Consider the following 23,775-nt stretch of genomic DNA (forward strand, 5'->3'; position numbering starts at 1 on the left):
TCAAGACATGATGACCTGCAGGCTGTGCTCGTACCACCCCGTGAGACGCTCGAAGGTGTCCACGAGCGCCTCGCTGGAACGCACCAGCGTGGCGCGCCCCTCGGCACTGTCGAGCGCCTGCACGCCGCCGACGAGGCGCAGCCACTCGTCGCGCGCGCTCGCCAGCCCGGCGCGGATCTCGGGCGAGCTGAGCGGGGCACGCTCCAGCTCCAGCAGCGCGGCTTCGAATTCGTTCATGGTCGGCAGCAGCCGCTCGCGCGAGGCACCGGCCGCGAGTGTCGAGGCCAGCAAGGCGTCCTTGGCCAGTCGCTGCGCGCGCATGCGCTGCCGTCCGCAGATGTTGACGATGCGCAGCGCGCGCCGCGCACCCGAGGCCTCCAGCGCGTCCGTCAGCGCCTCGGCCGCCGACAGCAAGGCCTCGCCGCGCGCATCGATCGCGGCCAGCCCTTGCGATGCGGGCTTGGCCGTCAACAGCGCGGCCAGCGCGAGCCACGCGGCCTGCACCTCGCCGAGCGCCTGCACGCCGGCCGGACCCAGCTCGAGGGCCGTCAGATGATCCAGCGTCTGCTGCACGCGCTCGGTCGACTGCGTGCGCAGCACGCGCGCACGCTGTGCGTCGATGCCGGCCGCGAGCTGCGCCGCGACGCGCACCAGCCGCTGCGAGAGCATGCGCAGCTGGCCCGCGCGGTTGATCGCCTCGGCCCACTGCGCGGCCTCGATGACCGAGCGCGACACCTCGCCCAGCCGCAGGTTGGCGTGCATCGCGGCGCCCCGCAGCAGGCCGAAGGCTTCGTCTTCGCCGATGCCGCGCGCGGACATCAGCAGGCCCTTGGCGCGATCGACCCACTTGCGCTCGTCCATGCGCGTGCGCAGGGCGTCGAGTTCGGTGCGCAGCGCGGCCTCGCGGGTCCAGCGGGCCTGCGCCTGCGCGGTCAGTGCGGCGAGTGCATCGGCGCTGTCGATGGGTACCCACCCGTGCACGCCCGCGGCCACGAGCGCTGCGTGCTGCGCGCCGTCCAGCGGCGCGCTCATCACGCCCAGGGCGCACGGCGGTGCGCCGCCCCAGGGCGCCAGCGCATCGAGCAGCGCGTCGAGCTGCGGCTCTGTTTCATCCAGATGCACCAGGACCATCGACGGTGCGAGCGCCTGCGCGCGCTGCACCAGCGTGTGGCAGCCCGCGCGCCCGAGCACCGCGACGCCCGCGGCATCGATCGACTGCTGCAGCGACGCCGGCAAGGGCTCGCCTTCAGCGGGTTCAGGGGAAAGGACGACGAGAAGGGACATGGCGGCAAGGTGTGGCAAGGCCCGGGAAGCATAGGCCACGCCAGCCTGCATTCGCAGGCACGCCTCTTGCATCGAAGGGGGCACGGTGTAACGAAGCACCGCTTTGGTGAGGCTGCAGGTTCCTGCATCCAACCCGGCCCTCCTCAGGCCGGGCTCACCCCCATGCCGACGGCATTCGCCGCCGGCCTCCCGACTCCACCCCTGTCCGTCGACACGACCGCTGCCCGGTCGCGCCGCGGCTTTTTGCACCTTTGAACGCCATGTCCGGTTTCAGGAATTTCTTGCAGTCAGGCCACAGTCCGACCCTGTTCGCGGCCTTCCTGTACTTCTCGTTCTCCTGCTGCATCTGGGTGCTCAACGGCGCCATGGCGCCCTTCATCGGCGAGACCTTCAACCTCTCGCCCGCGCAGAAGGGCCTGATGCTGTCGGTGCCGATCATCGCGGGCGCGCTCATGCGCTTTCCGCTGGGCCTGCTGTCGCAGTACATCGGCCGCAAGAAGGCCACGCTGGTCGAGATGGGACTCATCGCCGTGGCGATGCTGTTCGGCTTCTTCTTCGTGAAGAGCTTCAACGACCTGCTCGCCATGGGCGTGCTGCTGGGCATCGCCGGCGCGAGCTTCGGCGTGGCGCTGTCGCTGGGCTCGGGCTGGTTCCCGCCGCAGCACAAGGGCCTGGCGATGGGCCTGGTGGGCGCGGGCAACGTGGGCACGGCCGTGTCGGTGCTGGTGGCGCCGCCGCTGGCCAACTGGCTGGGCTGGCAGGCGGTGTACGGCGTGGCCGCCGTCGCGATCCTCATTCCGATGGTCGTGATGGTGTTCTTCGCCAAGGAGCCGCCGGACGTGGACCCGCACGGCAGCTTCCGCGCGCACATCGCCTGCCTGTTCGAAAAAGACGGCTGGGTCTTCAGCCTGATCTACGGCGTGACCTTCGGCGGCTTCATCGGCCTCACGACCTTCCTGCCCTCGTACTACTACGACCAGTTCGGCGTGAGCAAGGTGCAGGCGGGCCAGCTGACGATGCTCGCGGCCTTCATGGGCGCGGCGGTGCGCATCGTGGGCGGCTGGTTGTCCGACCGCTGGGGCGGCGTGAACACGCTCACGGTGGTGCTGCTGGTGGTGGCCGTGGGCCTCGTGCTGGTGGGCTTCTCGTCGGGCTCGCTGGCGCTCACCACGCTGCTGCTGATCGTGTGCTTCGCGGCGCTGGGCGCGGGCAACGGCGCGCTGTTCCAGCTGGTGCCGCTGCGCTGGCCCACGAGCACGGCCGTGGCCGGCTCGATGATCGGCGAGATCGGCGCCCTCGGCGGCGGCCTCGTGCCCAACGCCATGGGCCTGTCGAAGCAGTACCTGGGCAGCTACGCCTGGGGCTTCGTGTTCTTCGGTGCGCTCTCGCTGGCGATGCTGGGCGTGATGCGCGTGATGCAGATCCGCTGGACGCGCACCTGGGCCGAAAAAGGCGGACGCGCGCGCGTCACGCCGGCCCCTGCGGCTGCCAAGCCCTCGCCCGTTCGCAAGGCCGCCCGTTCATGAGCCTCTTCGCCCGCCCCCGCTCAACGTGGCAGGAAGAGAAGCCACACGATGAGCAGCACGTTGAACAGCACCGACACGCCGAGCGCGAGCTGGTACAGCGCGAGCGGGTCGCGGCGGATCAGCGGCGTGGCGGCGGGCGCGTTCACGGGGCGCGAGGCGCCGCGCTCCAGCGCGAGCAGCATCTCCTCGGCGGTCTCGAAGCGTTCGCGCGGGTCGCGGGCCACGGCCTTGCGCACGAGGTGGTCGAGCCACACGGGCACGTCGGGCCGCAGGCGCGAGAGCGCGACCGGATCGCGCCGGTAGCGCGCCACCTGATAGGGCTCGATCTCGCCGTAGGGCAGGTGCCCGCCCAGCCACTGGTAGAGCGTGGCCCCGAGCGCGAACAGGTCGCTGCCCGCATCGGCCACGCCGCCTTCCTCCCACTGCTCGGGGTTGATATAGCTCGGCGTGCCCGCGTGCAGCTCGCGCTGCGCCGCGCCCTCGCGGCCCGAGATCGCCACGCCCAGGTCGAGGATGCGCCAGCGGCCGTCGTCACCCCGGTGCAGGTTGCCGGGCTTGATGTCGCGGTGGACCACGCCGTGGCGGTGCAGCCGCCCGAGTGCGCGGCTCACCTCGATGGCCGCGGCGACCACCTCGGCCACGTTGCCGCGCGTGCCGTCCTTGCGCATCTGCTCGAGCGTGCGCCCACCGTGCCAGTCGAACACGATGTACAGCGCGCTGGCGTCCGGTGCGCGCTCGTGCACGCGCACGAAGCCGCCGCCCTGCCCCACGCGCTGCCCCAGCCAGGCCTCATGCGCCAGCATCGCGCGCTCCTGCGGGTCGCCGGCGCGCGAGGGGTGCAGGGTCTTGAGTGCGACCAGCTCGCGCGTGACCGGATGGCGCGCCTGGTACAGCAGGTGTACGCCGGTGTCGGCCACCAGGCCGGTGACGACGTAGCCGTCGAGCACGTCGCCCACCTTGAGCCACGGCGGCGGCGCGAGCCGGCGGCCGTCGCCGAGTTCGTCGTCGAGCTGGCGCGCATCGAGCCCCACAACGCGGATCACCAGCGCGGTCGCGTTGTCGCGCGTGCCGGCGTCCAGCGCCGCCTGCACCAGCGCCTCGCTCGCGGCCTCGGCGTCGCCCTGCAGCGCGAGCGCGGCCACCTGCTGCGGCTTGAGCACGCCGTGCACGCCGTCGGTGCTGAGCACGAAGCAGTCGCCCACGCGCACATCGCCCTGCAGGTAGTCGACGCGCACCTGGTCGTCCAGGCCGATGGCGCGCGTGAGCCGGCTGCGCATGTCGGGGTGGTCGAAGGCGTGGTCCTGCGTGAGCAGCTGCGCGGGTTCGCCGTCGGCGCGCACGCGCCAGGCACGCGTGTCGCCCACGTGGGCCAGCGTGTAGCTCTGGCCGTGCAGCACCAGCGCGGTGAGCGTGGTGAGCGCCGTGCCGGCGCCCTCCTGCTTGCCCTGGCGGCGGCGGTTGTGGTCGGCCAGCCAGCCGTTCTGCGCGCCGATCAAACGGTCGAGCGCGGCGGTCGGCTCCCAGGTCGCGGGCGTGGCGAAGTAGTCGGCCAGCAAACCCATCACCGTGGTCTGCGCCGCCTCGCGGCCGCGTCCGCCGCTCGAGACCCCGTCGGCAATCGCCGCGATGAGCCCGCGTGCCTCGTCGCCGGCCGGCGCATGCACCGTGCCGGCGAAGTCTTCGTTCGCGTCGCGCGGCCCGCGCTGGCTGCTGTAGCCGATGTCCACTTCAAAGCTCATGGCGCGATTCTGACCGCGCGCCGCGGGCCGTCGTTCGGTTGATTTCCCTGAAAGGTCCCGCCCCATGAAGAAAATGAAACTCGTGATGGTCGGCAACGGCATGGCCGGCGTGCGCACGCTCGAAGAGCTGCTGAAGATCGCACCCGACCTGTACGACATCACCGTCTTCGGCGCCGAGCCGCACCCGAACTACAACCGCATCCTGCTGTCGCCCGTGCTCGCGGGCGAGCAGACGGTGGACGAGATCGTGCTCAACAGCTGGGAGTGGTACAGCGACAACCACATCACGCTGCACGCCGGCAAGAAGGTGGTCGAGGTCGACCGCGTGAAGCGCATCGTGCGCGCCGAAGATGGCACCGAGGCGCCCTACGACCGCCTGCTGATGTGCACCGGCTCCAACCCCTTCATGCTGCCCGTGCCCGGCAAGGACCTGAAGGGCGTGATCGCCTACCGCGACATCGCCGACACCGACTACATGATCGAGACCGCACGCACGCACAAGAACGCCGTGGTCATCGGCGGCGGCCTGCTCGGCCTCGAAGCCGCCAACGGCCTGATGCTGCGCGGCATGACCGTGACGGTGGTGCACGTGATGCCCTGGCTCATGGAGCGCCAGCTGGACGACGTGGCGGGCAAGCTGCTGCAGAAGTCGCTGGAAGACCGCGGCCTGAAGTTCCTCATGGGCGCACAGACGCAGGACCTGGTCGGGGGTGACGATGGCCGCGTGAAAGCCATCCGCTTCAAGGACGGCACCGAGGTCGCCGCCGACCTCGTGGTGATGGCCGTTGGCATCCGCCCCAATGTGGATCTGGCCGAGAAGATGCGCCTGCACTGCAACCGCGGCATCGTGGTGACCGACACGATGCAGACGGTGACCGACGCGCGCATCTACTCGGTGGGCGAATGCGCAGCGCACCGCGGCATCGCCTACGGGCTGGTGGCGCCGCTGTTCGAGCAGGCCAAGGTGGCGGCCAACCACCTGGCGCAGTTCGGCATCGGCCGCTACCTGGGCTCGCTCACCTCGACCAAGCTCAAGGTCACGGGCATCGACCTGTTCAGCGCCGGCGAGTTCATGGGCGGCGAAGGCACCGAAGAGATCGTGATGAGCGACCCCTTCGGCGGCGTCTACAAGAAGCTGGTGCTCAAGGACGACAAGCTCATCGGCGCCTGCCTGTACGGCGACACGGTGGACGGCAGCTGGTACTTCAAGCTGCTGCGCGACGGCCGCAGCGTGCACGACATCCGCGACAAGCTGATGTTCGGCGAATCGAACATCGGCGACACCGGCCACGAGGGCCACAGCAAGGCCGCGAGCATGCCCGACGACGCCGAGGTGTGCGGCTGCAACGGCGTGAACAAGGGCACCATCTGCAAGGCCATCAAGGAGAAGGGCCTGTTCACGCTCGACGAGGTGAAGAAGCACACCAAGGCCAGCGCCAGCTGCGGCTCGTGCACCGGGCTGGTCGAGCAGATCCTGATGTTCACGGCGGGTGGCGACTACTCGGCCACGCCGAAGAAGAAGGCCGTGTGCGGCTGCACCGACATGAGCCACCAGGACGTGCGCGACGCGATCCGCAAGGAGCACTGGCTCACGCACGCCGACGTGTACCGCGGCATGGGCTGGCGCACGCCCAACGGCTGCGCCACCTGCCGCCCGGCCGTCAACTACTACCTCATCAGCACCTGGCCCAAAGAGGCGAAGGACGATCCGCAGAGCCGCTTCATCAACGAGCGCAGCCACGCCAACATCCAGAAGGACGGCACCTACTCCGTCATTCCGCGCATGTGGGGCGGCCACACCACGCCCGACGAGCTGCGCCGCATTGCCGACGCGGCCGACAAGTACAAGATCCCGACCGTCAAGGTCACGGGCGGCCAGCGCATCGACCTCTTGGGCGTGAAGAAGGAAGACCTGGAAGGCGTGTGGAAGGACATCGGCATGCCCAGCGGCTTTGCGTACGCCAAGTCGCTGCGCACGGTGAAGACCTGCGTGGGCAGCGAGTGGTGCCGCTTCGGCACGCAGGACAGCACGCAGATGGGCAAGGACCTGGAGCGCGCGCTGTGGGCCATGTACTCGCCGCACAAGGTTAAGCTGGCCGTGTCGGGCTGCCCGCGCAACTGCGCGGAGGCCGGCATCAAGGACGTCGGCGTGATCGGCGTCGACTCGGGCTGGGAGCTGTACGTGGGCGGCAACGGCGGCATCAAGACCGAGGTGGCGCAGTTCCTCGTGAAGGTGAAGACCGCCGAGGAAGTGATGGAACACGCCGGCGCCTTCCTGCAGCTGTACCGCGAGGAAGGCTGGTACCTGGAGCGCACGGTGCACTACATCGGCCGCGTCGGGCTGGACTACGTGAAGAAGAAGATCCTCGAAGACGTCGAAGGTCGCAAAGCGCTGTGGGAACGGCTGCAGTTCGCGCTCGACGGCGAGCCCGACCCGTGGTTCGAGTCGGCGCAGGCCTCGGTAGATGTGCGGCAGTTTGCGCCGCTGAGCGTGTGATCGGAGCGACCGCTTGAAACGACGACTCTTCATTGCTTCTTCCGCCCTCGCCGCGCTCGCCCCGGTGGGCGCCCGCGCGCAGGTGGCCGACCTCAACGACGCCATCAACAAGGCCGGCCGCCAGCGCATGCTGTCGCAGCGCGCGAGCAAGGCCTACCTGGCGCTGGTGCAGAAGGTGGAGCCGCGCAGCGCGCAGCAGGTGCTTGACCGTTCCGTGGCGCTGTTCGAGCGCCAGCTCGGCGAGCTCAAGGCCTTTGCGCCGACGCCAACGCTGCGCGCCACCTACGACGGCCTGGACGGCGCCTGGCGCGCGTTCCGCACCGAGCTGGCCGATGCCGCGCCCGGCCGGGACGCCGCCGCACGGGTCGTCGCTCTCGACGCCGCCGTGCTCGCGCTGGCCCACCAGGGCACGGCGCAGTACGAGGCCGCCTCGGGCAAGCCGGTCGGGCGGCTGGTCAACATCGCGGGGCGCCAGCGCATGCTGTCGCAGCGCATGGCCAAGTGCTACCTTGCCGCGGCAATGCAGATCGACCCGGCCGGCAGCACCGCCGAGATCGCCAAGGCACGCACCGAATTCCTCGCCGCGCTCGAGCTGCTGCGCAACGCGCCCGAAGCCACCGCACAGATCCGCCAGGAGCTGGTGCTGGCCGACGCGCAATGGATGTTCTTCAACCGCGGCCTGCAGCGCCTGGACGGTGCGGGCGCCTCGCCCGCGCTGATGTCCGACGTGTTCGTGAGCAGCGAGAACCTGCTCGCGATCATGGACCGCGTGACCGGCCTGTACGCCGAGATCAAGACCTGACCCGCGCCCGCCCCCAAAGACAAGAGAGCCCCACCATGAGCGATTGGAAAGCCATCTGCCGCCTCGACGACATCCCCGTGCTCGGCGCCCGCCGCGTGATGCGGCCCGCCGGCCTGGACGTGGCCGTGTTCCGCAATGCCGAGGACCAGGTCTTCGCGCTGCTCGACCGCTGCCCGCACAAGGGCGGCCCGCTGAGCCAGGGCATCGTGTTCGGCACCAGCGTGGCCTGCCCGCTGCACAACTGGGCCATCGGCCTGGACGACGGCTGCGCCCGCTCGCCCGACGAAGGCTGCACGCCGAAGTTCGCGGTGAAGCTGGAAGACGGCGTGGTGCACCTGGACGCCGGCGAACTGGCCACGCACGCGCTCGACCTGGAGCGCCCGGTCGCCGGGCCGCAGCGCCTGGCCGCCGTGACGGTGATGTCCCCGGAAGAAGGTTGAGGCCCGCATGACCCAGGAGACGCGCTCCACCTGCCCGTACTGCGGCGTCGGCTGCGGCGTCATCATCGAATCGCAGGGCGACCAGATCACCGGCGTGCGCGGCGACCCCGACCACCCGGCCAACTTCGGGCGCCTGTGCACCAAGGGCTCGACCTTGCACCTCACGGCCAGCGCGACCGTCACGCGCCAGACGCGGCTGCTGCAGCCCCTGCAGCGCCTCGCGCGCAAGGAGGCGCCCGCGCCCGTGACGTGGGACCACGCGCTCGACCTCGCCGCCGGCAAGTTCGCGCAGGTGGTGCGCGACCACGGCCCCGACGCGGTCGGCTTCTACGTGTCGGGCCAGCTGCTCACCGAGGACTACTACGTCTTCAACAAGCTGGCCAAGGGCCTGGTCGGCACCAACAACATCGACACCAATTCGCGCCTGTGCATGAGCAGCGCCGTGGCCGGCTACAAGCAGACGCTGGGCGCCGACGCGCCGCCGGCCTGCTACGACGACCTGAAGCACGCCGAGTGCCTGTTCATCGTGGGCAGCAACACGGCATGGGCGCACCCCATCCTGTTTCGCCGCATCGAGGACGCGAAAGCCGCGAACCCGGCGCTGAAGATCGTCGTGGCCGACACGCGCCGCACCGACACGGTCGAGATCGCCGACCTGTTCCTGCCGATCCAGCCCGGCACCGACGTGATGCTGTTCCACGGCATGCTGCACCTGATGCTGTGGGAAGGCTGGACCGACAGCGCCTACATCGCGGCCCGCACGAACGGCTTCGACGCGCTCAAGGCCACGGTGCGCGACTGCACGCCCGACACCGTGGCGCAGGTGTGCGGCATTCCGAAGGACGACCTGCTCGCGGCGGCGCGGCTGTTCGCCACCTCGCCCGCCACGCTGAGCCTGTATTGCCAGGGCCTGAACCAGTCGTCCAGCGGCACGGCGAAGAACGCGGCGCTCATCAATCTGCACCTGGCCACGGGCCAGATCGGCAAGCCCGGCGCGGGCCCGTTCTCGCTCACGGGCCAGCCCAATGCGATGGGCGGGCGCGAGGTGGGCGGGCTGGCCAACCTGCTGAGCGCGCACCGCGACCTGGCCAACCCCGAGCACCGCGCCGAAGTGGCCGCGCTGTGGGGCGTGCCCTCGGTGCCCGACAAGCCCGGCAAGACGGCCGTGGAGATGTTCCAGGCCGCGGCCGACGGCGAGATCCGCGCGCTGTGGATCGCCTGCACCAACCCCGCCCAGTCGATGCCCGACCAGGCCACGGTGCGCCGCGCGCTCGAACGCGCCGAGTTCGTCGTGGTGCAGGAAGCCTTCGCCACCACCGCCACCTGCGCCTTCGCCGACCTGCTGCTGCCCGCCACCACCTGGGGCGAGAAGGAAGGCACCGTGACCAACAGCGAGCGCCGCATCTCGCGTGTGCGCCCGGCCGTGCCCGCGCCGGGGCAGGCGCGCAACGACTGGTCGATCGGCGTGGCCTTCGCGCGCCGGCTCGAAGCGCAGCTGGGCCGCACCTTCACGCTGTTTCCGTACGAGAGCGCCGAATCGGTCTGGAACGAGCACCGCGAATCCACGCGCGGGCGCGACCTCGACATCACCGGCCTGAGCTACGCGATGCTCGAGAACGACGGCCCGCAGCAATGGCCGCTGAAGGAAGGCGAGCGCACCGGCCGCGTGCGCCTGTACGAAGACGGCGTGTTCCCCACGCCCGACGGCCGCGCGCGCTTTGTCGACACGCCCTACAAGCCCGTGGCCGAGGCGCGCGAGGCACGCTTTCCCTTCTCGCTGAACACTGGCCGGCTGCGCGACCAGTGGCACGGCATGAGCCGCACCGGCACGGTCGGCAAGCTGTTCGGCCACGTGGCCGAGCCCATGGTGCAGATGAACGCGCAGGACATGGCGCGCCGCCAGATCGCCGAAGGCGACCTGGTGCACCTCACGTCCAAGCGCGGCTCGATCCTGCTGCCCGCGCGCGCCAGCGCCGAGATCGGCCTGAGCCAGGCCTTCGTCGCCATGCACTGGGGCGAGGAGTACCTGAGCGGCTGCTCGTCGACCGGCGTGCGGCTCGCGGGCATCAACGCGCTCACCACGCCGGCCTACTGCCCCACCTCGAAGCAGCCCGAGCTCAAGCACACGCCCGTGAAGATCCTCAAGGCCGAGCTGCCGTGGTCGCTGCTGGCCATGGCCTGGCTGCCCGCCGGCGACGCGCTCACGGCGCAGCGCGCGCTGCAGCCGCTGATGGCGCTGTTCCCCTTCGCCACCTGCGTGCCGTTCGCGGGCAACGCGCCCGGCGAAGAAGAACGCAGCGGCGTGCTGTTCCGCGCCGCCGCGCACGACGCGCCCGACGCCGCGCTGGTCGAAAAAATCGAAGCCCTGCTGGGCCTGCAGACCGCCGACACCCTGCGCTACGCCGACCACCGGCGCGGCCAGCGCCGCGCTGCGCGGCTGGTGCGCCGCGCCGACGGCAGCGCCGGGCTGGAAGCCTTCCTGCTGGGCGGCGACACCAGCGCCGAAGCCTGGATCGCCACCCTGCTGCGCGAGGAACTGCCGGCCCAGAGCTACGGCCGCCTGCTGCTGTCGCCGGGCGCCCGCGCGCCGGTGGCGGTGCAGTCGCGCGGCAAGCCGGTGTGCGCCTGCTTCAACGTGACCGACCGCGCCATCGAGGCCGAGCTGCTGCGCTGCACCGGCAGCGCCGACGAACGGCTGGCGGCGCTGCAGGGGGCGCTGAAGTGCGGCACGAACTGCGGCTCGTGTGTGCCGGAGCTCAAGCGCATGGTGCGGGCCACCCCGGCCGAAGCACTGGCCGTGGGGGCATAAGCCGACTCACATTCCGGCATAAGCGTTGCGGGACAATCCGCCTACCCATGGGAATCAGCCACTACATCAAGGAAATCGGCCGCGGCGCGCGGGGCGCCCGTCCGCTCACGCGCGAGCAGGCCTGCGACCTGTTCGGCCAGGTGCTGGACGGCACGGTCACCGACCTGGAGATCGGCGGCTTCTGCCTGGCCATGCGCATCAAGGGCGAGACGCCCGAGGAGATGGCCGGTTTTCTCGACGCCACGCATGCGCGGCTGAACCCCGTGACGACCCGCGGCGGCCCGCTGATCGTGCTGCCCAGCTACAACGGCGCGCGCAAGCTGCCGGTGCTCACGCCGCTCCTGGCGCTGCTGCTGGCCCGCGAAGGCCTGGCGGTGCTGGTGCACGGCAGCGCGAGCGAAACCTCGCGCGTACTGGCATCGAACGTGCTTTCAGCCCTGGACATGCCCCCGATGACCACGCTCACCCCGATCGCCGCCGGCCAGGTGGGCTTTGCCCCGACCGAGCTGCTGAACCCCGCGCTCAAGCGCCTGCTCGACGTGCGCCGCGTGGTGGGCCTGCGCAACCCCGGCCACAGCGTGGTGAAGCTGATGCGCCCGACCACCGGCCCCTGCGTGGTGGTGGCCAGCTACACGCACCCCGAATACGCCCGCACGATGGGCGAGACCTTCGAGCTCACGGGCATGACCGCCCTGCTCTCGCGCGGCCTCGAAGGCGAGGTGGTCTCCGACCCGCGCCGCACCGCGCAGATCGACGGCTTCGTGCGCGGCGTGCGCAGCGAACTCCAGGCCCAGGCCGCCGGCACCGCCGCCGACGTGCCCGGCCTGCCGAAAGAAATCGACGTCGCCACCACGGCCGCCTACACGCGGCGCGTGCTGGCCGGCGAGCTTCCCGTGCCCGAAGCCATCGCGACGCAAGTCAGGCACATCACCGAACTGGCCTCCCACGCATGAACACCCCTTCCACCCTCATCACCGGCCGCTGCACGCTGGTAGGCGCCGGCCCCGGCGACCCCGAGCTGCTGACCGTCAAGGCCGTCAAGGCGATCCAGGCCGCCACGGTGCTGCTGGTCGACGACCTCGTGAACGACGCCGTGCTCCAGGCCTACGCCCGGCCCGGTGCGCGCATCGTGCACGTGGGCAAGCGCGGCGGCTGCAAGAGCACGCCGCAGGCCTTCATCGAGCGGCTCATGATCACGGCCGTGCGCGAGGGCGAGACCGTGGTGCGCCTCAAGGGCGGCGACCCGTTCATCTTCGGGCGCGGCGGCGAAGAGGTGGAGCACCTGCGCGACGCCGGCATCGAATGCGCGGTGGTCAACGGCATCACCGCCGGCCTGGCCGCCGTGACCTCGCTGGGCGTGCCGCTCACCCACCGCGACCATGCGCAGGGCGTGGTCTTCGTCACCGGCCACGCCAAGACCGGCGCCGGCGCGGCCGAAGACCCGACCGACTGGCGCGCGCTGGCCGCCACGGCGCACAACGCACGCCTCACGCTCGTGATCTACATGGGCGTCTCGGGCGCCGGCCACATCGAGCGCGAACTGCTGCACGGCCTGCCGGGCGACACGCCCGTGGCCGTGGTGCAGCACGCGAGCCTGCCGCACCAGCGCCACCTCGTGACCACGCTTCAGGGCCTGCAGGCCCGCATCGCCGACGCCGGGCTGGCCAGCCCGGCGGTGATCGTGGTGGGCGACGTGCTGCAGGGGCTGGCCGCGGCCGCGCTGCAGCCGGGCGACGCCGGCCGGTTCGGCACCTAGCCGAGCGCCTCTCAGCGCGCAGCTTCGAGGTGCGTGACGGTCGGCTTGCCCTTCACCACCTCGACATGAAACCGGACCTTGTCGCCGGGCTTGACCTGTTCGAGCATCTGCTTCTCGGCCACATCGAAACCCATCGTCATCGGGGGCATCGCCAGGTTGGGGATGTCGCCGTGCTTCAGCACGATCAGGCCGCGGGCCGGATCGATCTTCTGGACCACGGCATCGGTCAGCATGCCCGGCGCGGACGCCTTCGCGGGCGGAGGCTCGCTCTTCGGCGCCTGGGCCTGGGCGGCACCAGCCAGGCTGGCGACCAGTGCGAAGGCAAGGGGATGGAGAAAGTTCATGAAGTGGCTCCTTGATGCGATGAGGGGTTGGAAACAGCAGGCGACAAAGGGGCGCGGCGGCGCAACAGATACCAGGCCGCGGGCACGGCCAGCATGCTCAGCAGCGGCGCGGTGACCATGCCGCCCACCATGGGCGCGGCAATGCGGGTCATGACCTCCGAGCCGGTGCCGCTGCCCCACAGGATGGGCAGCAGGCCGGCCATCACGACGGCCACGGTCATGGCCTTGGGCCGCACGCGCAGCACGGCGCCTTCGCGGATCGCGGCCTGGAGCGTCTCGTCGTTCATCGGCTCGCCGGCATCGAGGCGCCGTGCCAGCGCGTTCTTCAGATAGACCAGCATCACCACGCCGAACTCGGCCGCCACGCCGGCCAGCGCGATGAAACCGACCGCCGTGGCCACCGAGATCGAATGGCCCAGCGCCCAGATGAGCCAGAAGCCACCGACGAGCGAGAACGGCACCGCCGCCATCACGAGCGCCGCATCGGCGAACGAGCGGAACAGCAGGCACAGCAGCACGAAGATCACCGCCAGCGTGGCCGGCACGACCAGCTTCAACCGCTCGGTCGCGCGCGCCAGGTACTCGAACTGGCCGGACCATGACACCGCATAGCCCGCGGGCATCTTCACGGCCTGGTCGACCGCCGCCTGCATGTCGTGGACGGCGGAGCGCAGGTCGCGCCCGCGCACGTCGACGTAGACCCAGCCCGACAGCCGCGCGTTCTCGCTGCGCAGCATCGGCGGGCCGTCTTCGATGGCGATGCGCGCGACGTCGCCCAGCAGCAGCTGCGCGCCCTTTTCCGTCACGAAGGGCAGCTGCCGCAGCCGCTCCAGCGAATCGCGGATCTCGCGCGGGTAGCGCACGTTGATCGGATAGCGCTCGCGGCCCTGGATCGCTTCGCCCACGTTCTCGCCGCCGATGGCCGTGGACACCACGGCCTGCACATCGGCCACCGAGAGGCCGTAGCGCGCGGCCGCCAGCCGGTCAACATCGACATCGATGTAGCGCCCGCCGGTGAGCCGCTCCGCCAGCGCCGACGACACGCCGGGCACGCCCTTCGCCGCCGCCTCGATCTGCGTGGTCAGCGAATCGATCGTGGCCAGGTCCGCCCCCGCCACCTTGATGCCGACCGGGCTCTTGATGCCCGTGGCCAGCATGTCGATGCGGTTGCGGATGGGCGGCACCCACACGTTGGTCAGGCCCGGCACCTTGACGGCGCGGTCCAGTTCCTCGATCAGTCGGTCGGGTGTCATGCCGGCGCGCCATTCGCGCTTCGGCTTGAACTGGATGGTGGTCTCGAACATCTCGAGCGGCGCAGGGTCGGTCGCGGTGTCGGCGCGGCCGGCCTTGCCGAACACGCGCGCGACCTCGGGCACGGTCTTGATGAGGCGGTCGGTCTGCTGCAGCAGTTCGGCCGCCTTCGACACCGACAGCCCCGGCAGCGCCGATGGCATGTAGAGCAGGTCGCCCTCGTCCAGCGGCGGCATGAACTCGCCGCCCAGACGCATCAGCGGCACCACGGTCAGCGCCAGCAGCACCGCGGCGACGGCGAGCGTTCCCTTGGGAAATCGCAGCACCAGCTCCAACGCGGGCCGGTACACGGCCATCAGGAAGCGGTTCACGGGATTGGCGCCTTCGTGCGGAATGCGCCCGCGCACCAGGTAGCCCATGAGCACCGGAATCAGCGTCACCGACAGGCCCGCCGCAGCGGCCATCGCGTAGGTCTTGGTGAAGGCCAGCGGCGAGAACAGCCGCCCCTCCTGTGCCTCGAGCGAGAACACGGGCACGAAGGACAGCGTGATCACCAGCAGCGAGAAGAACAGCGCCGGCCCGACCTCCACCGACGCGTCGGCCACCAGCCGCCATCGCTCTCCCACCGTCGGCTGCCGGCCCTGCGCCGTCTCGAAGGCCTCGATGTGCTTGTGCACGTTCTCGACCATCACGATCGCCCCGTCCACCATCGCCCCGATCGCGATCGCGATGCCGCCCAGCGACATGATGTTGGCGTTGACGCCCTGCCAGTGCATGACGATGAAGGCCGCGAGCACGCCGATCGGCAAGGCCACCACCGCCACGAGCGCCGAGCGCAGATGGAACAGGAAGACCGCGCAGACCAGCGCCACCACGATGAACTCCTCGATCAGCTTGCCGCGCAGGTTGTCGACGGCGCGCTCGATCAGCAGCGAGCGGTCGTAGGTCGGCACGATCTCGACGCCCGGCGGCAGGCCGGGCTTGAGCGTTTCCAGCTTGGCCTTGACGGCCTCGATGGTCGAGCGCGCGTTCTTTCCCGAGCGCATGACGATCACGCCGCCGGCCACCTCGCCCTCGCCGTCGAGTTCGGCGATGCCGCGACGCATCTCGGGGCCGATCTGCACCGTCGCCACGTCGCGCAGCAGCACCGGCGTGGCGCCCGTCACGGCCAGCGGAATGGTGCGGAAGTCGTCCAGCGAACGCAGGTAGCCGCGCGAACGCACCATGTACTCGGCCTCGGCGAGTTCGACGACCGAGCCGCCCGAGGCCTGGTTGGCCTTCTGCAGCGCCGCCACGACCGCCTGCTGCGTGATTCCCAGCGCGCGCATGCGGTCGGGGTCGAGCACCACCTGGTACTGGCGCACCATGCCGCCGATGCTGGCGACCTCGGCCACGTCGGGCACGGTCTTGAGCTCGAACTTGAGGAACCAGTCGTTCAGTGCGCGCAGCTGCCCGATGTCGCGCGTGCCGGTGCGGTCGACCAGCGCGTACTCGTAGACCCAGCCCACGCCCGTGGCATCGGGGCCCAGCGAGGCGTTCGCGCCCGCGGGCAGCCTGCCCTGCACCTGGTTCAGGTACTCGACGACGCGCGAGCGCGCCCAGTACGGGTCGGTCTTGTCGTCGAACAGCACGTAGACGAACGAATCGCCGAAGAACGAGTAGCCGCGCACCGTCTTGGCACCGGGCACGCTGAGCATGGTGGTGGTCAGCGGGTAGGTGACGAGGTCTTCGACCACCTGGGGCGCCTTGCCGGGGAAAGGCGTGCGGATGATGACCTGCGTGTCCGACAGGTCGGGCAGTGCATCGAGCGGCGTGCGCACCACCGACCACCACCCCGCGGCCACCAGGAACAAGGTCGCGATCAGCACCAGGAAGCGGTTGCCGATCGACCAGCGGATGACGGCGGCGATCATCGCTTGGCGCCCGCTTGCATGCGCTGCACGGAGGCCAGCTCGTAGCCGGTGGGGCCGCCTTCCTTGAACTCGAAGCGGACCAGGTCGCCGGGCTGGATGTCCGGGAACGCGTCGGGCGATGCCTTCGCAAAGCCCATCGTCATCGGCGGCCACTTGAGCGTGGCGACGGGGCCGTGCGAGATCGTGAGGCCGTCGGGCGCCACGCTCTCGACCTTGCCTTCGGCCTGGTGCAGCACCGCGGCCGGCGCTGCGGCCGTGGCCGCAGGCGATGCCATGCTGCCCAGCACCGACCGCAGCCGGGCTTCCGAGTCGATGAGGAACTGGCCGCTGGCCACGACCTGCTCGCCTTCATTCAGGCCGGAGATGACTTCGGTGTCGTCACCCAGGTCCGCGCCAGTCGACACGTCGCGCGGCTCGAACGCGCCGTCGGCCTTGCGCACGATGACGACCGCGCGCTTGCCGGCGCGGATGACCGCTTCGGACGGCACGACCAGCCGTGTGGCGGCGGGCCCCGTCACCTGCAGGCGCAGCAGCATGCCGGGCGTGAGCTTGCCGTTCCTGTTGTCGACCTCGAAGCGGGCCTTCAGGGTGCGGGTGGTTGCGTTGACCTCGGGCAGGACCTCGTCGAGCGTGCCGTCGAACGACTGGGCCGCATCGGCCTGGAGAACCGCCCTGACCTTCTGGCCGCGCGCGAGCCGCACGGCCTGCGCTTCCGGAATCTCGGCCACCGCCCAGACCTTCTCCAGGCCCGCGATGCGGAACAGCGTCGTGCCGGGCGTGACCGCGACGCCTTCGCGCACGCCCAGCTCGGCCACCACGCCGTCGGACGGTGCGGTGAGCACGTAGCGCGCCTGCGCCGTGCCGGTTTCCTCGCTGCGGCGGATGAGCTCGGCGGGGATGGACAGGGCCCGCATGCGGTCACGCGCCGCCGCGACGAGGTCGGCGGAAACGCCCGATCGCTGGAGGGCCAGCCACTCGTTCTGCGGGCCCAGCCATTCAGGCGCGAAGACCGTCGCCAACGCCTGCCCCTTGCGCACGCGCTCCATCGGCGCGCGGACCGACAGGCGCTCGACGAAGCCCGCCACGCGCGTTTGCACGACGACGTTGAGCCGCTCGTCGAACTGCACGGCGCCGACGGCATCGAAAGACGCGGAGACTTCCGCGCGCCGCACGCCGGCATACCGGATGCCGAGGTTCTGCTGGACCGTGGGGCTCACCTGCACGCCGCCTGCACTGCCCGTGCCGGTGGCGCTGTCGGCGTACATGGGCACCAGCTGCATGTCCATGAAGGGCGACTTGCCGGGTTTGTCGAAGCGCGGGCCCGGCACCATGGGGTCGTGCCAGTAGAGGACCTTGCGGCCATCCGCGGTGGACGACGTGGTCACCGGAGCCTCCGTGGACGGGGCTGTCGTGCGCCCCAGGTAGAAGGCGCCTGCTGCGAGCAACAGGACGGCCAACAGCGAAGCGCCGATGGTGCGTGTGCGGTTCATGGGGCCCCCTCGGTGGTGAGCGGCCGGAAGGCCAGTTGGACGTGGGTTCTGGCCAGGTCGCGCTGCAGCGTCAGCAGCTTGCGCTGCGCTTCGACTTCGGCATGGCGCGCCTCGAACAGCGTGACGAGGCTGCCCTGGTTCGACCGGTAGGCCGCCGTTGCGGCCGCGGTTCTCTGGCCGGCCGGAACGACCACGCCCGTGCGGTAGCGGTCGATGCGTTGCTGCAGGCGTTGCGCATCGCTGCGCAGCGCCTGGTATTCGGCGGTCGCGGCCCGGGTGGCTTCGGCCAGGTCGGCCTCGGCTTTCTCGACCAAGGCGAGCTTGGCGGCGGTGTCCCGGTCCTGCCGCTCGCCGGGGGCGATGGGCAGGGGAATGCTCAGGCCCACCGACACCATGTCGGCGTAGCCGGTGCGCTGGCCATAGGCGAGCTCCCAGGTCCAGTTCGGCTTGCGGTTGGACGCGGTGACGGCCGCCGTCTGCCTGGCCACGTCGACATCGCGCTGCAGGGCCGCGACCGTGGGGTGCGCGGCCACGTAGGCCGCTTCGGACGGCACGGCGATGGCGCCCGGAGACCGCAGTTCGTCGGGCGGTACACCGACCCAGCGCTGGAAGGCGACGCTGGCGGCTTCCTGCTGCTGCAGGAGGTCGGCCGTCTCGTCTTCCGCGATGCCTCTGGCGCCGGACAGCGCCAGCACGTCCTGGCTGCTTCCCCCGGCCGATGACAGGCGTGCGCGCGAGGCCTCCAGTTCTTCGTGCGCGTGGTGTTCCATGCGCCGCGCGAGCTTGATGCTCTCGCCAGCGTAGAAAGCGTCCACGTACGCGAGCGCGGCCTGCCTGCGGGTGTCGGCCACGGCAGCCTGCACCCGCACCGCCTCCAGGCCGACCGACGCATCGGCGGCGGCCTGCCGCGCGGCGCGCTTGTCGGCGGACAGCCATTCCTGGCTGATGCCGATGCGCTTCATCGTCATCGCATCGCGCGTGGTGTGGAAACGATCCGCGCCGGTCGCGGGCAGGTTGTCGACGCCGATGCGCAGCGTCGGGTCTGGAAGCTGCGGGGCCGCGGAGGCCGCCGCCGTGGCGCTGGCGACGCCGGCACGGGCGGCGCGGGTGGCTTCGGAGCGCCGGGCCGCAAGCTCCAGCGCTGCATCAAGAGATAAGGGGGCCGCCGCCGCTAGGGACGGCAGCAACGCGACGGCCCAGACGGCCGCGCGCGAAAAAGGAAGGGACATGAAAACTCCGCAAACGAACGAGCGAATCGCTGGCAGGCGGACGCGCCGCACCAGCACCGGTCAGTCGACGGAGATGTCAGACGCGCAGTCTGCGCGTGGCGAGAAAAACGGGATCGGGCGGCGGATGCTGCCGCTCCGGCACGGCCTGCGGCGGAAGGACATGGCCTTCCGACGCCAGCACCAAGGGCATCACCACGAGCTGCACGATGGCCGGTAGCGAGGGCGTGGTCAGCTTCACCGGCTCGAAGGACAGCGACAGGTCAGCGGCGTGCTGGAAACACAGCACCGGCTGGGCCATGTCCATGCCTTCGCAGGGCTCGCCCGACGCCATCCTCTCGGTCATCGAACCCGGGCTGTCCGACGCGCCGGGGCAGACATAGCCTGCCAGCGCCAGCTGCGAGAACAGCAGCGACAGGACCACGAAAATCGCGGTCGTGCAGCGACGGAGAGAGCGGCGGGCCATGAGGAGGCGCAGTGTAGCGCCGCCGTCCGGGCGCCGCCTAAAATCCCGCCCGGCCCAACGAACAAGAAGGAAGAGGCAGGGATGCTCGACAAACTCAACGAATTCACCGAAAGCCACGGCGAGCTGCGCCGCGGGCGCGGGCTGGTCACGGGCACCATCGCCTTCAGCCTCGCCGCCCTGTGCTTCCTGGGCGTGCTGGCCTTCCACTTTCCGCAGTACCTGACGACACCCGAGCTGCGCAAGAGCTACAACGTCGACGTGATGCGCGTCATCCTGCTGACGGCGCTGGTCATTGCCGGCGGGCTCTCGCTGGTCAACATCATCTTCAACCGCTCGCGCTGGCTGTCGTCGGCCGCGTTCCTGCTGGTGGCGGTGTCGGCGCTGCTGGGCGGGCACAAGGTGCCGGTGCACGACTTCGCGGACCACACGCCGTACATCGGGCTCGATTGGTTCATCCTCGACCTGCTGGGCTCGTCGCTGATCTTCATCTTCATCGAGAAGCTCTTTGCGCTGCGCAAGGACCAGCCCGTGTTCCGCGAAGAGTGGCAGACCGACTTTCATCACTTCGTGGTGAACCACATGATCGTGGGTTTCGTACTGCTGGCCACCAACCTCATGGTGCACAAGCTCTTCGGCTGGGCCGCCAACGACGGCATCCGCGGCTGGGTGAGCAACCTGCCGTTCTGGGCCGGCATCCTGCTGATCATCCTGGTGGCCGACCTCGTGCAGTACTGGACGCACCGCGCGTACCACGAGGTGCCGGTGCTGTGGCGCCTGCACGCGGTGCACCACAGCGTGAAGAGCATGGACTGGATGGCGGGCTCGCGCCAGCACATCCTGGAGTTGCTGATCACGCGCACGCTGGTGCTCGCGCCCATCTACGTGCTGGGCTTCAGCAAGGACGTGATCGACGCCTACATCGTGGTGGTCGGCTTCCAGGCGGTGTTCAACCACTGCAACGTGAGCGTGCGGCTGGGGCCGCTGCGCTACCTGATCGTGACGCCCAACTTCCACCACTGGCACCACAGCCAGGACATCGAGGCGCTCGACAAGAACTACGCGGCGCACTACGCCTTCCTCGACTACCTCTTCGGCACGGCCGTGAAGAGCACCAAGCTCTGGCCCGAAAAATACGGCGTGCTGGGCGACTACGTGCCCAACGGCTTCTTCAAGCAGCTGAAGTTCCCGTTCGTCTGGAAGGGATGACCATGGCCTCCCTTCTTCGCGCCGTGGCGCTCGCCGCGGCGCTGCCGCTCTTGCTCTCGGCCTGCGCCACGCGCATCGAGATGCCTTCCGAAACCTCCGGCCTGCGCCTGCGCGTGCAGAGCTCGGTGATCGCCCCCGGCAACGGCGGCGAGCTGATCGGCGCCGAGGTGCTGGCGCCCGGCGACATCCTGCTGACCTCGATCGCCACGGTGAACTCGTTCGGCATCCGCCTGGGCACCTTCTCGCCCGTGAGCCATGCCGTGCTGTACCTGGGTGACGGCCAGATCGCCGAGGCCGTGGGCACCGGCGTGCGCGCGCGGCCGCTGGCCGAGGTGGTCGACGAAGAGCAGATGGTCGTGGCCTTCCGCGTGCCGGGCCTCGTCGAGGCCGACGTCGAGAAGATGCGCGAGTGGGCGCACTCGCAGGTCGGCACCCGCTACAACACCGCCGGCGTGCTGCTGAACGCACCCTTCGTGCTGAACCGTCGGCTGTGCGAGCTGCCGCTGATTCCCTCGGCCGTGAGCGCGTACTGCATCAGCGGCCTGGCGACGGTGCAGCTGGGCGCCAGCCGCAACGACCAGTTCTTCTGCTCCCAGTTCGTGCTGGAGGCCTACCGCCAGGCCGGCGTGCCGATCACCGACGCCGACCCGCGCTGGGTGAGCCCCGCCGACCTGCTCCACATGCGCGAGGGCGACGTGCCCTCGATCGCCGCCACGCAGCCGCTGCGCTACGTGGGCCACCTCAAATACAACCCGCCGCCGGTGCTGGCGGCGGACGGACCCGCTTGAGCTCTCCTTCTTCTTCCTCTCCCTCTTCTTCCTTTGACGTCGTTGTCGTCGGCGCCGGCGCCGCCGGTCTCTTTTGCGCCGCACTGGCGGGCCAGCGCGGCCTGCGCGTGCTGCTGGTCGACCACAGCGAGAAGGTCGGCGAAAAGATCCGCATCTCGGGCGGCGGCCGCGCCAACTTCACCAACCGCGACCTCGACGTGCGCGCCCCGCAGCGCCATTTCGTCGGCGACAACCCGAATTTCTGCCGCTCGGCGCTCTCGCGCTACGCGCCGCAGCAGTTCATCGACATGGTGCAGCGCCACGGCATCGCGTACCACGAGAAGCACAAGGGCCAGCTGTTCTGCGACGGCTCCTCGCAGCAGATCGTCGACATGCTGCTGGCCGAGTGCGCCGCCGGCAACGTCGAACGCTGGCAACCGTGCAAGCTCGGCGACATCGCCTTTGTCGACGGACGCTACCAAATCAGTAGCACGCGCGGCCCGATCGACGCGCCCAAGCTCGTGGTGGCCACCGGCGGCCTGTCGATTCCCCAGATTGGTGCGAGCGACTTCGGCTACCGGCTCGCCGAGCAGTTCGGCCTGCGCCTGGTCACGCCCCGCCCGGCGCTGGTGCCGCTGACCTTCGGCGGCGACGCCTGGGCGCCCTACGCCGGCCTGGCCGGGCTGGCGCTGCCGGTGCGCATCGAGACCGGCGGCAAGAAGGACAAGATAGCCTTCCTGGAAGACCTGCTGTTCACCCACCGCGGCCTGTCGGGCCCGGCGGTGCTGCAGATCTCGAGCTACTGGAAGCCCGGCGCCCCGCTGACGCTGGACTTCGCACCCGGCATGGACGTGGCCGAGTCGCTGTCCGACGCCAAGCGGCGCTCGAAGAAACGCATCGCCAACGAACTGGCCGCGCTGGTGCCCTCGCGGCTGGCCGACGCCTGGGTCGGCGAAGACCCGGCCCTGCAGCGTCCGGTCAACGAGGCCACCGACAAGGCGCTGGCGGCGCTGTCCGAGCGCATCGCCCGCTGGCAGATCACCCCCAGCGGCACCGAGGGCTACAAGAAGGCCGAGGTGACGGCGGGCGGCGTCGACACGCGCGATCTGTCGTCCCAAACCATGGAATCGAAGCAGCCGGGCCTGTATTTCATCGGCGAAGTGGTCGATGTGACCGGCTGGTTGGGCGGATACAACTTCCAATGGGCGTGGGCGAGCGCACATGCGTGCGCACAGGCGCTCTGAAGGCGCACTCTTGAGGTTTTTTTCAGGACACCGAGGAACCGGCTTTGCCGGGCCTCAGGTGTCGCCCCCGGCGAGGGGGTTGGAGAAGCGACACGAAGTGCGCGCAGCCTGGGGGAGTGCTATACTCGCGGGCTAACTCTGGCCTTCCCTCAACGGCCGCAAAAAGTTTTCAGTTGAGGAACCCCGGCTTGGGGCCTCGATCTCCCCCGGCCAAATCCATTTCAACGATTCATCAATGACCACCATCCGCGTTAAAGAAAACGAGCCCTTCGACGTCGCCCTGCGCCGCTTCAAGCGCACCATCGAAAAGCTCGGCCTGCTGACCGACCTGCGCGCCCGCGAGTTCTACGAGAAGCCGACGGCCGAGCGCAAGCGCAAGAAGGCAGCTGCGGTCAAGCGCCACTACAAGCGCGTGCGCAGCATGCAGCTCCCCAAGAAGCTGTACTAAGCAACGCCCAGGGTGGCTGGCCCCGACGAAAGTCCCCGCCAGCGCCCCGTTGCACCAGCCGCGCCAGGGAAACCTGCCGCGGCTTTTGTTTTTTCCGAAAGGTTGCGAAGAATGACTCTCAAAGAACAAATCACCGAAGACATGAAGACGGCGATGCGCGCCAAGGATTCGGAACGCCTGGCCACCATCCGCCTGCTGCTCGCCGCCATGAAGCAGAAGGAAGTCGACGAGCGCGTGGAGCTCGACGACGCCATGGTCGTGGCCATCGTCGACAAGATGGTCAAGCAGCGCAAGGACTCGATCGCCGCGTTCACCACGGGTGGCCGCGCCGACCTGGCCGACAAGGAAGCCGCCGAGATCAAGGTGCTCGAGGTCTACCTGCCCCAGCGCATGAGCGCCGATGAAACGGCCGCCGCGGTGAAAGCCATCGTGGCCGAACTGGGCGCCTCGGGCCCCGGCGACATGGGCAAGGTGATGGGCGTGGTCAAGACGCGCCTGGCCGGCAAGGCCGACATGGGCCAGGTCAGCGCCGCGGTCAAGGCCGCCCTCACGGGCGCCTGAGGCGGC

At 70.0% G+C, this 23,775-nt stretch carries 19 protein-coding genes; 12 read left to right on the forward strand and 7 right to left on the reverse strand.

Annotation, left to right across the window (positions count from 1 at the left end):
- On the reverse strand, positions 1 to 1,284 hold the full coding sequence (locus ACAM42_RS22740) for a type IV pili methyl-accepting chemotaxis transducer N-terminal domain-containing protein (RefSeq protein ID WP_369629491.1): 1,284 nt from the start codon (positions 1,282 to 1,284) through the stop codon (positions 1 to 3).
- A gap of 260 nt (positions 1,285 to 1,544) precedes the next feature.
- Here ACAM42_RS22740 and ACAM42_RS22745 point away from each other — a divergent pair, with 260 nt between their 5' ends.
- A complete protein-coding gene (locus tag ACAM42_RS22745; protein WP_369629492.1) occupies positions 1,545 to 2,810 on the forward strand; it encodes a nitrate/nitrite transporter in 1,266 nt (421 codons plus the stop codon).
- 20 nt (positions 2,811 to 2,830) lie between these two features.
- On the opposite strand, the gene ACAM42_RS22750 is transcribed toward ACAM42_RS22745, so the two are convergent.
- Complete coding sequence (locus ACAM42_RS22750; RefSeq protein ID WP_369629493.1) at positions 2,831 to 4,549, reverse strand: protein kinase; 1,719 nt, start codon at positions 4,547 to 4,549, stop codon at positions 2,831 to 2,833.
- Between the two features lie 64 nt (positions 4,550 to 4,613).
- Here ACAM42_RS22750 and nirB point away from each other — a divergent pair, with 64 nt between their 5' ends.
- The 6 genes from nirB to cobA are packed head-to-tail and all read left to right on the forward strand — an operon-like array spanning position 4,614 to position 12,853.
- Entirely contained in the window at positions 4,614 to 7,046 is a 2,433-nt protein-coding gene (gene nirB / locus ACAM42_RS22755) for a nitrite reductase large subunit NirB (protein WP_369629494.1), read from the forward strand.
- Positions 7,047 to 7,059: 13 nt separating this feature from the next.
- Positions 7,060 to 7,848 carry a type IV pili methyl-accepting chemotaxis transducer N-terminal domain-containing protein gene (locus ACAM42_RS22760; RefSeq protein WP_369629495.1) on the forward strand — a complete coding sequence of 263 codons (789 nt, stop codon included), beginning with the start codon at positions 7,060 to 7,062 and terminating at the stop codon, positions 7,846 to 7,848.
- A 35-nt stretch (positions 7,849 to 7,883) separates the two neighbouring features.
- Entirely contained in the window at positions 7,884 to 8,288 is a 405-nt protein-coding gene (gene nirD, locus ACAM42_RS22765; RefSeq protein WP_307588925.1) for a nitrite reductase small subunit NirD, read from the forward strand.
- 7 nt (positions 8,289 to 8,295) lie between these two features.
- A complete protein-coding gene (locus tag ACAM42_RS22770) occupies positions 8,296 to 11,097 on the forward strand; it encodes a molybdopterin-dependent oxidoreductase (protein WP_369629496.1) in 2,802 nt (933 codons plus the stop codon).
- A 47-nt stretch (positions 11,098 to 11,144) separates the two neighbouring features.
- Positions 11,145 to 12,050, forward strand: coding sequence for a DNA-binding protein YbiB (gene ybiB / locus ACAM42_RS22775; protein WP_369629497.1), 906 nt, complete (start codon positions 11,145 to 11,147; stop codon positions 12,048 to 12,050).
- Positions 12,047 to 12,853, forward strand: coding sequence for a uroporphyrinogen-III C-methyltransferase (gene cobA, locus ACAM42_RS22780; protein ID WP_369629498.1), 807 nt, complete (start codon positions 12,047 to 12,049; stop codon positions 12,851 to 12,853). The genes ybiB and cobA overlap by 4 nt, the downstream gene beginning before the upstream one ends.
- 11 nt (positions 12,854 to 12,864) lie before the next feature.
- Here cobA and ACAM42_RS22785 read toward each other — a convergent pair whose 3' ends face one another.
- The 5 genes from ACAM42_RS22785 to ACAM42_RS22805 form a co-directional block, all read right to left on the reverse strand.
- Positions 12,865 to 13,197: a copper-binding protein gene (locus tag ACAM42_RS22785; RefSeq protein ID WP_369629499.1), complete on the reverse strand. Its 333-nt coding sequence runs from the start codon at positions 13,195 to 13,197 to the stop codon at positions 12,865 to 12,867.
- Positions 13,194 to 16,361 (reverse strand): efflux RND transporter permease subunit, encoded by a 3,168-nt coding sequence (locus tag ACAM42_RS22790; RefSeq protein ID WP_369629500.1) that lies wholly within the window; start codon positions 16,359 to 16,361, stop codon positions 13,194 to 13,196. The genes ACAM42_RS22785 and ACAM42_RS22790 overlap by 4 nt, the downstream gene beginning before the upstream one ends.
- A complete protein-coding gene (locus ACAM42_RS22795) occupies positions 16,358 to 17,851 on the reverse strand; it encodes an efflux RND transporter periplasmic adaptor subunit (protein WP_369629501.1) in 1,494 nt (497 codons plus the stop codon). Before ACAM42_RS22795 ends, ACAM42_RS22790 begins: the two co-directional genes overlap by 4 nt.
- Positions 17,848 to 19,080, reverse strand: a complete 1,233-nt coding sequence (locus tag ACAM42_RS22800; protein ID WP_369629502.1) for a TolC family protein — start codon at positions 19,078 to 19,080, stop codon at positions 17,848 to 17,850. The genes ACAM42_RS22795 and ACAM42_RS22800 overlap by 4 nt, the downstream gene beginning before the upstream one ends.
- 76 nt (positions 19,081 to 19,156) lie before the next feature.
- Entirely contained in the window at positions 19,157 to 19,543 is a 387-nt protein-coding gene (locus ACAM42_RS22805; RefSeq protein ID WP_369629503.1) for a hypothetical protein, read from the reverse strand.
- Positions 19,544 to 19,624: 81 nt separating this feature from the next.
- On the opposite strand from ACAM42_RS22805, the gene ACAM42_RS22810 reads away from it, so the two are divergent.
- From ACAM42_RS22810 to ACAM42_RS22830, 5 genes are all read left to right on the forward strand, one after another.
- Complete coding sequence (locus ACAM42_RS22810; protein ID WP_070063138.1) at positions 19,625 to 20,749, forward strand: sterol desaturase family protein; 1,125 nt, start codon at positions 19,625 to 19,627, stop codon at positions 20,747 to 20,749.
- 2 nt (positions 20,750 to 20,751) lie between these two features.
- A complete protein-coding gene (locus ACAM42_RS22815; protein WP_159276073.1) occupies positions 20,752 to 21,537 on the forward strand; it encodes a YaeF family permuted papain-like enzyme in 786 nt (261 codons plus the stop codon).
- Complete coding sequence (locus ACAM42_RS22820) at positions 21,534 to 22,760, forward strand: NAD(P)/FAD-dependent oxidoreductase (protein ID WP_369629504.1); 1,227 nt, start codon at positions 21,534 to 21,536, stop codon at positions 22,758 to 22,760. Before ACAM42_RS22815 ends, ACAM42_RS22820 begins: the two co-directional genes overlap by 4 nt.
- Before the next feature lie 235 nt (positions 22,761 to 22,995).
- Entirely contained in the window at positions 22,996 to 23,208 is a 213-nt protein-coding gene (rpsU, locus tag ACAM42_RS22825; protein WP_007833691.1) for a 30S ribosomal protein S21, read from the forward strand.
- A 111-nt stretch (positions 23,209 to 23,319) separates the two neighbouring features.
- Positions 23,320 to 23,769: a GatB/YqeY domain-containing protein gene (locus ACAM42_RS22830; RefSeq protein ID WP_062476513.1), complete on the forward strand. Its 450-nt coding sequence runs from the start codon at positions 23,320 to 23,322 to the stop codon at positions 23,767 to 23,769.
- Positions 23,770 to 23,775: the final 6 nt, after the last annotated feature.

The sequence above is a fragment of the Variovorax sp. V35 genome (assembly GCF_041154465.1).
Classification (GTDB): Bacteria; Pseudomonadota; Gammaproteobacteria; order Burkholderiales; family Burkholderiaceae_C; genus Variovorax; species Variovorax boronicumulans.

Coding starts and splice junctions, on each gene's coding strand:
- ACAM42_RS22800 (WP_369629502.1), bottom strand. CDS start 19,080: ATGTCCCTTCCTTTTTCGCGCGCGGCCGTCTGGGCCGTCGCGTTGCTG.
- ACAM42_RS22805 (WP_369629503.1), bottom strand. CDS start 19,543: ATGGCCCGCCGCTCTCTCCGTCGCTGCACGACCGCGATTTTCGTGGTC.
- ACAM42_RS22830 (WP_062476513.1), top strand. CDS start 23,320: ATGACTCTCAAAGAACAAATCACCGAAGACATGAAGACGGCGATGCGC.
- rpsU (WP_007833691.1), top strand. CDS start 22,996: ATGACCACCATCCGCGTTAAAGAAAACGAGCCCTTCGACGTCGCCCTG.
- cobA (WP_369629498.1), top strand. CDS start 12,047: ATGAACACCCCTTCCACCCTCATCACCGGCCGCTGCACGCTGGTAGGC.
- ACAM42_RS22740 (WP_369629491.1), bottom strand. CDS start 1,284: ATGTCCCTTCTCGTCGTCCTTTCCCCTGAACCCGCTGAAGGCGAGCCC.
- ACAM42_RS22790 (WP_369629500.1), bottom strand. CDS start 16,361: ATGATCGCCGCCGTCATCCGCTGGTCGATCGGCAACCGCTTCCTGGTG.
- nirB (WP_369629494.1), top strand. CDS start 4,614: ATGAAGAAAATGAAACTCGTGATGGTCGGCAACGGCATGGCCGGCGTG.
- ybiB (WP_369629497.1), top strand. CDS start 11,145: ATGGGAATCAGCCACTACATCAAGGAAATCGGCCGCGGCGCGCGGGGC.
- ACAM42_RS22810 (WP_070063138.1), top strand. CDS start 19,625: ATGCTCGACAAACTCAACGAATTCACCGAAAGCCACGGCGAGCTGCGC.
- ACAM42_RS22815 (WP_159276073.1), top strand. CDS start 20,752: ATGGCCTCCCTTCTTCGCGCCGTGGCGCTCGCCGCGGCGCTGCCGCTC.
- ACAM42_RS22745 (WP_369629492.1), top strand. CDS start 1,545: ATGTCCGGTTTCAGGAATTTCTTGCAGTCAGGCCACAGTCCGACCCTG.
- nirD (WP_307588925.1), top strand. CDS start 7,884: ATGAGCGATTGGAAAGCCATCTGCCGCCTCGACGACATCCCCGTGCTC.
- ACAM42_RS22770 (WP_369629496.1), top strand. CDS start 8,296: ATGACCCAGGAGACGCGCTCCACCTGCCCGTACTGCGGCGTCGGCTGC.
- ACAM42_RS22750 (WP_369629493.1), bottom strand. CDS start 4,549: ATGAGCTTTGAAGTGGACATCGGCTACAGCAGCCAGCGCGGGCCGCGC.
- ACAM42_RS22795 (WP_369629501.1), bottom strand. CDS start 17,851: ATGAACCGCACACGCACCATCGGCGCTTCGCTGTTGGCCGTCCTGTTG.
- ACAM42_RS22785 (WP_369629499.1), bottom strand. CDS start 13,197: ATGAACTTTCTCCATCCCCTTGCCTTCGCACTGGTCGCCAGCCTGGCT.